Annotated in this window: 13 protein-coding genes; 11 read left to right on the top strand and 2 right to left on the bottom strand. The window is 47.6% G+C overall.

Annotated features, from left to right (window positions below):
* The 9 genes from PKO01S_RS05375 to PKO01S_RS05340 all read left to right on the top strand — a co-directional run bounded on the left by PKO01S_RS05375 (nucleotide 1) and on the right by PKO01S_RS05340 (nucleotide 7208).
* Complete coding sequence (locus PKO01S_RS05375) at nucleotides 1-906, top strand: ACP S-malonyltransferase (RefSeq protein ID WP_127530285.1); 906 nt, start codon at nucleotides 1-3, stop codon at nucleotides 904-906.
* Between the two features lie 200 nt (nucleotides 907-1106).
* Nucleotides 1107-1847: a hypothetical protein gene (locus PKO01S_RS05370; protein ID WP_127530284.1), complete on the top strand. Its 741-nt coding sequence runs from the start codon at nucleotides 1107-1109 to the stop codon at nucleotides 1845-1847.
* 2 nt (nucleotides 1848-1849) lie between these two features.
* Nucleotides 1850-2227, top strand: coding sequence for a GntR family transcriptional regulator (locus tag PKO01S_RS05365; RefSeq protein WP_127530283.1), 378 nt, complete (start codon nucleotides 1850-1852; stop codon nucleotides 2225-2227).
* 10 nt (nucleotides 2228-2237) lie between these two features.
* Complete coding sequence (locus PKO01S_RS05360; RefSeq protein WP_307719819.1) at nucleotides 2238-2918, top strand: ATP-binding cassette domain-containing protein; 681 nt, start codon at nucleotides 2238-2240, stop codon at nucleotides 2916-2918.
* A gap of 9 nt (nucleotides 2919-2927) precedes the next feature.
* Nucleotides 2928-3365, top strand: a complete 438-nt coding sequence (locus PKO01S_RS05355) for a hypothetical protein (RefSeq protein WP_218031463.1) — start codon at nucleotides 2928-2930, stop codon at nucleotides 3363-3365.
* Between the two features lie 181 nt (nucleotides 3366-3546).
* Entirely contained in the window at nucleotides 3547-4002 is a 456-nt protein-coding gene (locus PKO01S_RS05350; protein WP_127530281.1) for a MarR family winged helix-turn-helix transcriptional regulator, read from the top strand.
* Between the two features lie 81 nt (nucleotides 4003-4083).
* On the top strand, nucleotides 4084-4245 hold the full coding sequence (locus PKO01S_RS28680; protein WP_164779488.1) for a hypothetical protein: 162 nt from the start codon (nucleotides 4084-4086) through the stop codon (nucleotides 4243-4245).
* On the top strand, nucleotides 4242-5120 hold the full coding sequence (locus PKO01S_RS05345) for an SDR family oxidoreductase (protein WP_127530280.1): 879 nt from the start codon (nucleotides 4242-4244) through the stop codon (nucleotides 5118-5120). The genes PKO01S_RS28680 and PKO01S_RS05345 overlap by 4 nt, the downstream gene beginning before the upstream one ends.
* Before the next feature lie 609 nt (nucleotides 5121-5729).
* Complete coding sequence (locus tag PKO01S_RS05340; protein WP_127530279.1) at nucleotides 5730-7208, top strand: chymotrypsin family serine protease; 1479 nt, start codon at nucleotides 5730-5732, stop codon at nucleotides 7206-7208.
* A gap of 692 nt (nucleotides 7209-7900) precedes the next feature.
* Here the strand turns inward: PKO01S_RS05340 and PKO01S_RS05335 are convergent.
* Nucleotides 7901-8497 carry a hypothetical protein gene (locus PKO01S_RS05335; RefSeq protein WP_127530278.1) on the bottom strand — a complete coding sequence of 199 codons (597 nt, stop codon included), beginning with the start codon at nucleotides 8495-8497 and terminating at the stop codon, nucleotides 7901-7903.
* A gap of 769 nt (nucleotides 8498-9266) precedes the next feature.
* Here PKO01S_RS05335 and PKO01S_RS05330 point away from each other — a divergent pair.
* Nucleotides 9267-9878 carry a DUF2239 family protein gene (locus PKO01S_RS05330; RefSeq protein ID WP_127530277.1) on the top strand — a complete coding sequence of 204 codons (612 nt, stop codon included), beginning with the start codon at nucleotides 9267-9269 and terminating at the stop codon, nucleotides 9876-9878.
* A 19-nt stretch (nucleotides 9879-9897) separates the two neighbouring features.
* Nucleotides 9898-10788, top strand: coding sequence for an alpha/beta fold hydrolase (locus PKO01S_RS05325; RefSeq protein WP_127530276.1), 891 nt, complete (start codon nucleotides 9898-9900; stop codon nucleotides 10786-10788).
* Nucleotides 10789-10949: 161 nt separating this feature from the next.
* Here PKO01S_RS05325 and PKO01S_RS05320 read toward each other — a convergent pair whose 3' ends face one another.
* Entirely contained in the window at nucleotides 10950-12800 is a 1851-nt protein-coding gene (locus PKO01S_RS05320; RefSeq protein ID WP_127530275.1) for a substrate-binding and GGDEF domain-containing protein, read from the bottom strand.
* Between the last annotated feature and the right edge of the window lie 9 nt (nucleotides 12801-12809).

The following is a 12809-nucleotide window of genomic DNA, read 5'->3' as shown; positions in this document are numbered from 1 at the left end:
ATGAACAGAGGAAAGACGGCATGCCTGTTCGGCGGACAGGGGCTGCAGTATATCGGCATGGGCAAGGACTATTATGACTTGGATGAAGACTGCCGGCAAATATTCAAAACCGCAAGCGATGTCATGGGCTACGATATGGCGGAATTGTGCTTTGACGGACAAGCGGAGCTATATGAGAAGGAAATCTACTCCTTGCCGGTTATGCTGACCATTGACTTGTGCGCTTTTACCTTGGCGGTTAAGCGAGGACTTACGTTTCAAGCAGTAGCAGGCTTTTCGCTTGGCGAGTATGCGACGTTAGTGGCGGCGCGGGTCGTTTCGCTGCCTGATTCGTTCGAGCTTGTGAAGAATCTGGTTCTGGCATCAGAATCTGGATTCAAGCAGGAAGGAACTTACGGCATGGCAGCCGTGAATACGACGGCCGAGATGTGCGAGAGCATGTGCGACTTGGTACAAGACGGCTATGTAAGGGTGGCGAATTACAATTCGATCCGTCAGGTGACTATTGCCTTCGACGGGAAGGGGTTGGAGTCGTTCGCCGAGATAGCTGCTGCACGCAGCATTAAAGTGATCCCGATCAAGGTGAATTTCCCTTATCATAGCGACCTAATGGAGCCTGCGGCGAAAGTGTATCAGAATGAAATACGATCCATTGCATTCTCCGATGCGGCTATCCCGATCTATATGAACGTGACCGGTGAGACAGAGACGAATGGGGACAGGATTAAAGCTCATGTCGTGCGTCAGCTGCATGCGCCGGTTCTCTGGACGAAGACGATGAAGAATATGCACGCAGCAGGCTTCGAGCATTACGTTGAATGCGGCTTGAACAGTGTGCTGTGCCGCATGATTACCGAGACGCTCGGCATCGACCGCAAGCAAACGATGTTTTTGAGAACGAGTTGAATGGGTGGAGAGCAGGGCATTCCCGGTCAAGCGGCTCTTAAGATGGGTAGATCAAACTTCATAAGTAGGTGAAGGCGAAGAGGGGATTCCCTCTTTGCCTTTTTTTTCTAATACCCATTTACATGCCATAGTGACTTAGTGTACTATTTCATTAGTGCACTGAGTGTTTGATTAAATTCCTCAAAAAGGGTGAGGCGGATATGAGGCAATGGTCAGCTTTATTTATTAAAGATTTCAAGTTAACAAGAACCGTGTTTTTCATAGGACTCGTCATGAATGTATTGATTGCTATGCTAACGCTGTACATGGGGAGGGTAGCGGACGATTCATTGCTTATGTTCGTACCTCTAGCGATTGCCGTTGCTATTCATGTGGTCTACGTTCCTCTTATCGTATTTATCGATTTGAAGTCGGAGGGCAACCATTTGCATCTATGGCTGAACAATCCCCAGCCGGCTTATAAATTGTTGCTGAGTAAAATAGCGAACGGTTTGATGATGATGGTCATTTCGTTGACCATGTTATATGCGCTATCCAGACTGCTGATCGAGCCGAACTTCAGCTTGATTGAACCGTATTGGACGGATACTTGGAGAATGGGATGGTTCATCTTTCCGCACATGATCTGGATATCTATTGAGCTTTGCACATGGGTGATGGTTCTTTGGGCCATATACCAGTACCTCAAACTGAAAATCGGGCGTTGGAGCTGGGCAGTGGTTGCTGGCGCGGCCGTCCTTTCTGAAGGGCTAAATGCTTTGTTTAAAACTTCTGATCCGTATCGGTACGTTACGGAATGGGGAGGCATTACCTATCAATTTCCTACGATATTATCGGAGCCGATACAGACCTTTGCAGGAGGGTATATATACGACTTCATCATTATCATTGGATTATTCATATTAACCGCGTGGCTCGTGGACAACAAAGTTGAGGGATAACGATGGATGAATTTAATGCATCAAAGCCGATCTATTTGCAATTGGCGGATCGCATACACCGGCAAATTATAAGCGGGGAATTGAAAGCAGGCGAGAAGCTTCCTTCAATCCGCGATATGGGGCTCAAATTCAACATGAATCCCAACACCGTTCAACGCACATACAGCGAGCTGGAGCGCGAAGGGATCTTGGAAACGAAGAGAGGCCAAGGCACGTTCGTTTCGGAACGACAAGATCGTCTGATTCATCAGCGTGATAAGTTGAAGCAAGAACAAATTGAACAATTCGTTCGCGTCATGCGAGAAATGGGATATAGTGCAGCGGAGATCCTATCAGGGCTCAAGGAATATCTAAACAACGTTGAGAAAGGCGATGAGTGACGTGATTCGGATGACGAACGTTACGAAGAAATATATAAAACAGACTGCGCTTAAGGACATTTCATTGACGGTGCCTATAGGCAAAATCATTGGTGTTGTGGGTGGTAACGGCAGCGGGAAGTCAACGTTATTGAAGTTAATGTCCGGACTTTCACTGCCTACGAGCGGTAGTGTGACGGTAAATGGAGAGAAGGCCAATCGAAAAACCGGTAAAGTCGTTTCTTACTCCTCCGAGCTTAGTTCCTTTTATCCCATATTCACGGTAAGAGAAGCAATGCGTTTTCAAGCATCGCAATTTGTTGACTTTAACCTTGCTAAAGCGGAAGAAATCATGAAGCTTATGCGGTTGGATCCACATATGAAAGTCAAAGCGCTTTCGAAAGGAAATCGCGGTCGATTACAAATCGTGCTTACTTTGGCTAGAGAAGCACCCTACATTCTGATGGATGAACCTTTGTCCGGACTTGATCCGATGGTACGCGAGTCAATCGTGAAAGGAATGATTTCATATGTTGACTTGAAATCTCAAACCCTAATTATGACAAGCCATGAGGTTGCGGAAATCGAAACCTTAATAGACAGTTTCATTGCGCTTAAAGACGGTTCTCTGCTCAAAATGGCAGATGTGGAGGAATTGCATGAAACAGAGGCTCTTCGCATCGCCGATTGGATGAAGAAGGCTTATATCTAGGGGAAAAGGATGATGAACGTGACGGAGCATTCCAAAAAGGGATCAGCAGATGAGGTCTCGTTGTTGCGTCTTTATTTGTTGAGAGGGGGTTACCTTCTTGTCGTCGTAGGCCTTGGTATCACGTTATGGCCTGAATTCATCAACCGGTCAGAATCATGGGAGCTGAAGGAGGGGGTGGTGCAATGCATGTTGTTCGCTTTCTGGGCGCTATGCGTCCTCGGGTTGCGATATCCCCTGCAGATGCTGCCTGTGCTTCTATGGGAGGTGGCGTGGAAGTCGGTCTGGCTGATCGTCGTTGCGCTCCCGCTTTGGGCATCCGGTCAGATGGACGATTCGACAATGGGGACGGTTAATGCCTGCTTGTTGGTCCTGATATTTCCCTTCGTCATTCCTTGGCGTTTCGTGTTTGCAAACTATGCGAAGAAGCGCGGCGATCGGTGGGTTTGAGCCGGTTAGTTCATCGCTAAGCGAAAATTGAAGGCTCCCGAAAGGGAGCCTTCAATTTTCGCTGTTAGCCTGATAGGGGGAACTGTACCATAAGTAACGGCGTAAATTGGAAACTTATCATTGACAAAACGGATAATCGAACATATAGTGTAGACATCTACATGATTTTAAGGAGAAACCTATGCCAAGTGTTTTCGACAAGTACCCCTACAGTCTATACATTAAAGTTATCGCGCAAAGGGTTCGGGAGATCATCGACCAGCTTCTGAAGGAACACGGCTTGAATAGCTCGCAAGCGATTCTTCTGTCGCATATTCATCAATCCTTAGAGGAGCAAATCGAGATTAACCGCAAGTTTCTTGAGCAAACAATGGCTCTAAGCGGTCCGTCCGTGACAAATTTGTTGAACGGTCTAGAGAAATCCGGATTTATCACGCGCAGCAGCAACCATACCGACGGACGCAACCTCCGTATTGATGTCACGGCCAAAGCCAAACAATTTATTAACGGGAGAAGCGATGCCTTCTCGAAATCGGAAGAATTGATCACGCAAGGGATGTCTGATGCCGAAAAAGCCATGTTTGCCTCTCTGTTGACACGTGCTTTTGAAAACGTCGAAAAACAGATGTTGAAGTAATGAATGGGCCATAGATTTTTTTTTAACTAAATGTGTAGATGGCTACATATTTAGCGAAGTAATAGTCAGGAGGTTGTTAGGATGAAGGATCAACGAGACGGATTGCAGCTATCCAGAATCGGACTCGGCTGCGGTCATATCGATGAGGTTGTCAAAAGTGCCGGCATTGCCGCCATTCATACCGCAAAGGCGGCTACATCCCGTTATTTTTTATTACAAATTGAAAGGATGTTATTGTCATGATTATCGTTACCGGAGCCAACGGGAAATTAGGGCGGGCAGTGGTAGAACAGCTGCTTAAGCGTGTACCTGCCAATCAGATCGGTGTCAGCGTCCGCGATCCGAACCAGGCACGAGAGCTTCAGGAACGCGGGGTTCGTGTTCGCCGAGGCGATTTCGACGAGGCCGAGAGTCTATATCAGGCCTTTGAGGGGGCATCGCAGGTTCTCATCGTATCGACCGGCATCATGGGCGAGGCCGGTATCCCGCATGGTATTCGGCAGCATCAAGCAGCGATTGATGCGGCCAAGAAGGCAGGGGCTAGCAGGGTGCTATACACAAGTCACATGGGCTCTTCCCCAACATCACGCTTCGCTCCCATGATTCACCACGCGGCTACCGAAGAACTGTTGAAAGCTTCAGGTATGCCTTTCGCGTCGCTCCGTAATGGCTATTACGCTGCAGCGGCACTCATGTTGATTGGCGGAGCCATAAAAACAGGGGAATTGATCGCTCCTGAAGACGGCCCGGTTGCCTGGACAGTCCATTCCGACTTGGCCGAAGCTACGGCGGTGATCTTAAGCGAGCAGAAATTAGATGGCATGACTCCCAATTTAACGGCATCCGAAGTCATTGACATGGAAGGGATTGCGACAATCGCTTCCGAGATCTTGGGGAGGACCATCCGTCGAATCGTTGTGTCGGACGAAGAGTTTCGGGACCGCATGCTGTCTCAAGGTGTACCGGAAGCGAGCGTAAATATGCGGATGGGGATGTTTCTAGCGAGCCGTCAGGGCGATTACGCGCAAGTCGATCCCACTCTAGCTCATTTGATCGGTCGACCCCCGGTGAGTATTAGAGCGGTACTGAAGGAATCGATTCTTCATCAACAAGGTTGATTACGTTATAGACGAATAGGCACTCAGGTAGTGTGGGCTGTCGCAGGCAGTTCAACTATACCGATAAGCCCTGACGGTTTGAATTGGGAAATGATGTTAGAAGATATATTTTCATGGTGGACTTCAAAAAGGTGAACGATTACGACGGGGAACGATAATTCAGATGAAACCGCCTTCTACGGCGGTTTATTTGTTGTTTCCAGTCGGTTCATAATGCTAAAATGTCAACCCGTGCTAGTGTTAGAATTGGTATGAAGCAAACCAATGCTCATACATAAAGCCGAGGAAGGCGTGCTTTGAAGGTGCTAGATTGGGAAGAGACGATGTATAAGCGCTTAGTTACAATTCTGTTGGATGACAAGAACAAGGGCCGAATAAAGTCCGCGTAGATCGCGGGCTTTTTCATTTATCGGCTCAAGTTCTTGTCAATTGGCGATGTTAAGAGAACATGGGCCAATTGCCGAGAGGAATATCACAGCGTAATTATACCCAATTTGAAGTTTCTGATCAGGACTAATTCCCATTATGTGTTCGTTGATATTAGGTCTAAATACCTATTATTATTTAAAAGCAACTTTAAATTAAACAGAGAACAGGAGTTATTATAAAATGATTAAACGCGTTGGTATTGCCGCCTTAGCAACAGGTCTTTTCTTCACAGGTATGCAGTTCGTCCCGAAAGCTATGCCACAAGCACACGCAGAGGAAACCACTGCACAGATTCAATGGGATAAAAACCATGCATTCCAAGATGACGTTGTCCCTAAGTTCGAGGCCGCTGTAGTCGCTGAATACAATACACAAATGGGGGACAAAACGGTAACTGACATTAAAGCGGCGAAAGAGGATATGGATTATTACATAGATAACGATAATCAAAAGCTGGTTATTCTCGTCGATAAAGATACCACTAAAGTGGGTAAGATCAAACAAGAACTCACAGATGAGCTGGGAACAAAGATTCAAATTAAGAAAGCCAAGTATAACTCAAACGAAATGGAAGCCCTAGTGCTTGATGTGAATAAGACCATTTTAGGAATGAACCTTGATGCTTTTGAAGGTTGCTATTGGAATCTCGAGGAACAGAAGATTGATGTACGCGCAGACTTGAACCATGATCAAATCCAAGAGCTCAAGGATAAGTACGGCGCGGATAAGTTAAACATCACCGTAAGCAAGCTCAAGCAAGAAGAATTTTATGCCCGAAATTACGCTTTTAATAATATGGGCGGCGGCATGATGATTAGCGAATGGATAGTTGAAAATATGAGGTCGAAAACGACTTCTAGTTCTTGGCCTAATGGAGACCCAGACCTCCAGTACAATGCTGCCTCTGGATTCTTCGCAGTAAAAAATAACCAAGTATATATGGTTACCGCAGGTCACGTAACAGCCGAGAATATTGGATTAAATTTTTACCAGGGTAATTTAAGTTCTGGTTCTTCTATGGCTAGAGCCATTGGCGTAGGCCATTGGAGCGGATTTGATACCTATAATCACCAAGACCTCGGCTTGATTCGTATGGGCGGAACGGCTATGAATGGGATTTACTTTAGCAGTAGATTCTGGACTAAGAACAATAGTTCCGATGGGGCGATTGATGGTCAGCTACTTCCTGCTGTAACCGTAGACGGGACTTGGACTACTCAGGGAACACAAGTAAGCAAGTCGGGTCCAACCTCAGGTATTACGGCAGGTACAGTGGTATCTACCGCATATCCACACAATGCAGATACCAATGGAGATGGTAAAGATGACACCACGTTTGTCCAACTCCAAATTAAGGCTGTTTCGGGACTCGGATGGCACGATAGCGTTCATACGGCTGGAGACATTATGGCAGGAAGCGGAGATAGTGGTACCACAGTATACAGAGCGTCTGGCGGATATGCACTTATCGGTATTGTATCGGGTGGGAATAATTCATATTCAAAATCCGGATCGGGCGGTCAAGGTGTAACTTTAACTTTCGGAACCTCCGCATATGTTGAGCCGGTTGATTCCGTAAGTCTCTCGAGAATCCTCGGAAGCAACTTTGTTCCGTGGATGGGTTCTACCGACCAGCCGATTATGAACTATCAAGGATAAGGGGAATCACAGAATGGTTAAGGTGGGGTAAAGGGTCTTCAACCTGTCGATACAGAGAAAAGGTACAGTCGCATACGTTGACAAGCCCCACCTTTCCTTTACCTGAGTGTATCCACTACATGTTAATCTCTACAGGAAATCAAGTCCAGGATCTGGAGCAGATAAGACACTCAGAGCGGACGCTTCGCAGGTATTTGGCGAAGTATCGGGGCAACTCACGGTAACAGCACGCGCCACTTGCACATGTACGCCGAATCGAGCGTTGTACCAAGGCGTTTTCAACAACGTAACTGTAATCGGGCTGTGGCATTCGGAATTGAAATGTGGGCCGTACTTTCCCATTGGTCCCGGCAGCGCAATGAAGCAAGAATTTCTCGTCACATTCGTCGACGACGCTACACGGTTCGTGTTGCACGGTGACCCAAGAATAGATGCAGCCAATTGATGTAATGGTCCCTTACCCTTCGCGATTGCTCCACCTAATTCAAGCATAGCTTAGCCCCCATCTGATTTACAGGTGGGGGCTATTTGACGCTTACACTTCAATAAACCAAAAGGAAGCTGCTCTTGAAAAAGACGGGTTGCACGTTAGAGTCATGCCAGTAGGCAACCTTGATTTCGCTATCGTGTCCCGTTAGAGGAACGGCTCCCGAATAGAACGGTTCTTGGGTGCGGTTTTATTTAAATTCTTATTAGAATTCTTCCTGCTTGAGCTTGCTTATGGTAATGTTAAACTTATCCGTGCCGTACTTATCCTTGAGTTCTTGGATTTGATCTTGGTTCAAGTCTGCGCGTACATCAATCTTCTGTTCCTCGAGATTCCAATAGCAACCTTCAAAAGCATCAAGGTTCATTCCTAAAATGGTCTTATTCACATCAAGCACTAGGGCTTCCATTTCGTTTGAGTTATACTTGGCTTTCTTAATTTGAATCTTTGTTCCCAGCTCATCTGTGAGTTCTTGTTTGATCTTACCCACTTTAGTGGTATCTTTATCGACGAGAATAACCAGCTTTTGATTATCGTTATCTATGTAATAATCCATATCTTCTTTCGCCGCTTTAATGTCAATTACCGTTTTGTCCCCCACTTTTGTGTTATATTCAGCGACTACAGCGGCCTCGAACTTAGGGATGACTTCAGCTTGGAACGCATTATTCTTGTCCCATTGACTTTCCTGTTTCTCTTTGACTTGAGGTGCGACTATATTAGTTTTCTGTTCTGACGCTACTCCGCAAGCAGCTAGAATTACGGTACTTGCCAAAAATAATATCGCTTTTTTGATGATCATTTTCACCTCAACCTTTCTGTTTGGAAAATGAAATTTCGTTAGTTCAAATGATTACCTAGATTATCGCAGAAGCTAGTAATTTATTCTAATGGTAATTATTTCACACACAACTACACTGCCCGTTACTTCAATAAACCAAAAAGGATTTAAAAGCACATTTTGCCCTACAGAATACGACTATGAAGTTCAAGTCCATATAGATCGTGCAAGGCATTATGGTTCCTTCGCGGATGATGTTAATTCAATAAACAGATGTTTGCCAGCGTTAACAGATGGCAGCCATAGGCTTCAGTCGGTACAGATATTAGATCTTGTAATTCCGATTCATAGCACCAGCGTAACAGATAAGCTGAATGCGGAACTTGTAGAGAATGGATAATCAGGTTCCGGGAAATTAGTTGTCAGTCTGTTACAGAATGATTAATGCAACGAACTAGGAGAAACATATCTGTATCCGAAAGCTAAGGGGGAATTTTTCGCCGATGCCCCCGTTAAGCCGATCCGTATCATAAGTAGGCAAAAAATTTGAGGAATGGATTTAGCCGTAGCTATTTTCCATTTCTCTTTTTAGTCTCTTAAAACAATATCAGTTTGGCAGACGGCTTCGTGAAAGCAAAACTAGCCCTCAACAGCGCGGTTCCTCTTAGACCGTGTTTTTGTGCATGTATTCCCTCTATAACGATCGAGAAAATAAATTTTACCCGGGTAATATTGATTTTATATTTTTACCCGGGTATAATCAATAAAACAAATGAATAGGAGGTCAAACATGAGTAATACTCTAACGCACGTTTACTGCACGGCATTTCTGGGTGTGAGAGTTGTCGCCAGTGGATTGTTACAGCACGTTGTTACTACAGTGAAGGATGCTCTGGATGACAGAGAACTCGCACAGTTGCTTTTATTTGACGATTCCACGGGTAAGCCAATCGATATTGATTTTCGTGGGAAGACAGATGATGTGCTCCAACGATTAGGAGAACCGGTTGGTGACTTACCCGCTACAGACGTGAATCACCAGCCTGCACGGCAGGCCGGTCGACCCAAACTGGGAGTTGTATCCGGTGAGGTTACCTTATTGCCACGGCATTGGGAATGGCTCAAGAGTCAACCTGGGGGGGCATCGGTTACATTACGGAAACTGATTGATGCAGCTCGCCATACTGGAGAGAAACAGAGCATTATCCGAGAGTCACAAGAAGTAACATATAAATTTATGACAGCTATGGCCGGGAACTTCGATCAATACGAAGAAGCTCTGCGGGCACTGTATGCGGGTGACTTGGATCGTTTTAACCACTACATCGATGACTGGGCACCTGATATCAGAAACCATATCAAAAAATTAGCCGCTAATGCATTCTCCGAAGGGAACTTATGAATGGAAGGAGGTAACAATCATGAATATTCTAAAAGTCAACGGTGTTGAGTTGGCTTATGATAGTTTCGGTAACGAAAATAACGAGGCTATTATATTAATCGCCGGACTTGGAACCCAAATGATTCGTTGGACGGCTCCGTTTTGTGAGATGCTGGCAGCACGGGGCTTTCGCGTCATCCGCTTTGACAATCGCGATGTAGGTTGCTCGACACACTTTAGCCATTATCCTACGCTGAATTTTGACGCACTGGCGACTGCTCTCATGTCGGGACAGCGACCGGATATACCGTACACTCTGGATGACATGTCCACAGACGTTATCGGACTGCTCGATGCGCTTTCCATTGATCGGGCACATATTGTCGGCAGATCAATGGGCGGAATGATCGCCCAGCTTGTAGCCAGTGAGTACCCTGAACGGGTAATATCACTCACCTCTATTATGTCCAGCTCAGGTAATCCGAACCTTCCGCAAGCTTCCCAGGAAGCCATGGCATTGATGACTAAACCGGCGCCACATCCATTTGAGGATGAAGCTGGATTTTTGGCGCATAGTCTCACTTTTGCCAAGCGCATTGCTGGCACCGGCTATCCGTTTGAAGAGGATGCTTATCGGGTGCTCATCATGGAGGAAGTTCGGCGAGCCTACGATCCAGGCAGTTTCGGACGACAAATTGCTGCGATCGCTGTCTCCGGTGACCGTCGTCCGCGGCTGGCGACAATAAAAGCACCGACACTTGTCATTCATGGGGTGGAAGATCCCCTGTTCGTCCCGGCGTGTGGCGAGGACACGGCTTCTGCAATTCCGGGCGCCGAGCTCATGTTGGTTGACGGCATGGGACACGACCTGCCGCATCAACTCTACAAAGTAACCGTTGATGGCATAGAGCGAACGGCTCGTCGCAATTGACACGCGCTAACCATATTATTTCCGCTTTTTGGCTGACAGCATGATTCCCAAGCTTTACAGAAGTGAAGAATGGCCGAGGGCTCTGTGAGCCGCTCGGCCATTCGAATGATTTATCCATTATTTCGCTGTCTAGCAGTCTAGCCAAGGACTTTATTGCAGCATTATCGTTCAATTCGTTTCTTGCAGCTGTACATCTTCATATCGGCGCAGCGCGTCAGCACTCCGATGTCATCCCCGTCATCGGGGTAGACGGCATAGCCGACACTGCACGATGTGTGCACGGCCTGTCCAAGCACAGTGAACGGTTCTTCGAACCGAAGCTTGATCCGGTCAATAACTTGATGAATATCCGTCTCACCGTCAATATCGGCAAGCAGCAGTATAAACTCGTCTCCGCCGAGACGCGATGCCATATTCTGCTGATGCCGTTTAGCGTCGTTAATCGCAACTTGCGCCTCGTCGTTGAGTAATGCGGCCACTTGCTGAAGCAGTTCGTCTCCGGCTTGGTGGCCCCACGTATCATTCACCAGTTTGAACTGATCAAGGTCCAGCAGCAGAATGCCGAACTTCGTTCCATGTGTCTCGGCTTGCTTGATGCATTGCTGCGCGAATGTCTGGAACATCTGACGGTTCGCCAGCCCGGTCAACCCATCATGATAGGCCATATGCCGGATTTGCCGGATCAAGTCGTCTCGTTCCAAGGCGGCTTGGGCAATTGCGAATCCGGTCTGTGCCCAGTCCGCGGCCGGAATATGGATGAACGGGTCGACCGGGCGAATGACGGTGATAAATCCCCAATCTTTCTTGTCGTTCCGCATCGCATGCACATGCGGGAATTCATTCGCCGCAATACCGGGATACCAAGATGAAGGAGGAAATTGCTCGATCGGGATGACCGACCCGATCTTCGGGACAGACGTCCCGTTGCGGCTATAGGCTTGCTTCACGACTAACCGCCCGCTGCGGCCCTCTTGATCGTCCCACATCGCAACGCAGCCCCACGGGTAGTAGTCGCCGAACATCTGCTCGAGATCGAAGGAGTCTTCCCTGGCGACGGTGTTCCAGCTTCCTACAAGCCGATATTGGCGCTGAATGACCACATCCATATCAGCAAGCAACCTTCGGTGCATCTCGGCAGAAGTCGATACATGCTCGGCATCAATTGGGCAGCCGCATGATGACCTGCTTACCAACTTAGTCGGAAGGTAATCGATGCATTCGGGAAAGATTTGCCCGCGGATCAAGCGGTCAAGTCGGTCCAGACTGAGAAGCGCCAATTCGGCGAAAGACTGGCGGACCGTCGTTAACGGCGGAGTCAGAGAAGCCGACGATGGAAGATCGTCGAAGCCAATCACGGCAATGTCCTCGGGCAATCGCAATCCAGCCTCTTGAAGCGCCTCCATCAAACCTGCCGCAATGAGATCGGTCGCGGCGAATACCGCCGTAAAAGTAACGTTGTCGGACAGCAGCGATTCGCCTGCCGACAATCCGGCGGGCTGTACGGCGTCCTTCATGAAGTAGACAAGGGAATCATCGTAATCAATGCCATTATCCGAAAGCGCCTCCATATAACCTTCGAACCGCTCGAGCAAATCGACATGCTCCTTGCTGCCTACGTAGGCGACCCGCCGATGTCCGTGATTCCGAATAAGATGATTGACAGCTTCGCGTGCAGCCCGGCGGTTGTCCACCACAACGGCGTGCGATGGCAGGGCATTCTCCCGATATCCGATCGTAACGACTGGTTTCCCGCTGCGCTCGATCGCGCGGAGCAATTCGGCCGTCAATGGAAGCGGGGAATTCGGATTGGTCAGCAGCAGCCAGCCGTCAGTCGACTCGAGCCCGACCGGATGAGGAAACGGAGTTTGGTTCGGAAAGTTGACCAGCGATTGAATAACATACAAGTCTATATCCCGTCTTTTCGCTTCGTGAAGCAGCGATAAGAAAATTTTGCCGTAATAGTTGCCGTCAAGAAACGGTGAGACCAATTGAATCCGGGATCTCTGACGCATTACTGTCGC

Source organism: Paenibacillus kobensis NBRC 15729 (assembly GCF_004000825.1).
Lineage (GTDB): Bacteria > Bacillota > Bacilli > Paenibacillales > Paenibacillaceae > Paenibacillus_T > Paenibacillus_T kobensis.
Note: the sequence above shows the minus strand (reverse complement) of the source record. Positions and strands in the feature narration are given on the sequence as shown.